The organism is Microvirga pakistanensis (assembly GCF_004458765.1).
Classification (GTDB): domain Bacteria; phylum Pseudomonadota; class Alphaproteobacteria; order Rhizobiales; family Beijerinckiaceae; genus Microvirga; species Microvirga pakistanensis.
In genome coordinates this window covers 1-650 of sequence record NZ_SPJX01000602.1, presented here as the reverse complement: position 1 = coordinate 650, position 650 = coordinate 1, and the positions used below count along the sequence as shown (strand labels likewise).

The following is a 650-nucleotide window of genomic DNA, read 5'->3' as shown; positions in this document are numbered from 1 at the left end:
GTGCCGATATCGACGCCGCGCGTCGGCTCATCGATGACGATGATGCGCGGATTGAGCAGCATCATCTTGGCGAGCAGGAGCTTTTGCTGATTGCCGCCGGAGAGCTGACCCGCCAAAAGGTCCCGGCTCCGGGTGCGGATGTCGAAATCCTTGATCGCTCCGTCGAGGGCCTTCTCCTCCGCCCCGACATCGATGAAGGAGCCGCGACTGAATTTGTCGAGAGCGGCTAGCGAAAGATTGACGCGCAGGTTCTGGTGCAGCAGCAGGCCTTTGCCCTTGCGATCTTCGGAGAGATAAACGATGCCCGCCGCCATGGCCTCGCGCGCATCGCGAAAGTGCACGTTCTTTCCGTCGATGGTGACGGTGCCGTGACTAGGACGAAGGCCGACGATGCCTTCGAACAGCTCCGTGCGGCCCGCGCCGATCAAGCCTCCGAAGCCGAGGATCTCGCCTCGCTTCAGTCTGAACGAGGCGTTCTCCACGTAGCCGGGCACAACCATGTCGCTCACCGAGAGGACGACCTGGTCGGATGCGGTGGCCGGCTTGTCCGGGTAGAGCTTCGACATGTCGCGACCCACCATGAGGCGCGCCATCTCGAGCGGCTCGAGGCCCTCGGTGTCGCGTGTCGCGATATGGCGGCCGTCGCGCAG

At 63.7% G+C, this 650-nt stretch carries 1 protein-coding gene; it reads right to left on the bottom strand.

All coding sequences use genetic code 11. The features are described from left to right. Window positions 1-650: ATP-binding cassette domain-containing protein (locus E4K09_RS24045; protein ID WP_134500189.1), on the bottom strand; the 650-nt coding region annotated here is incomplete at both ends.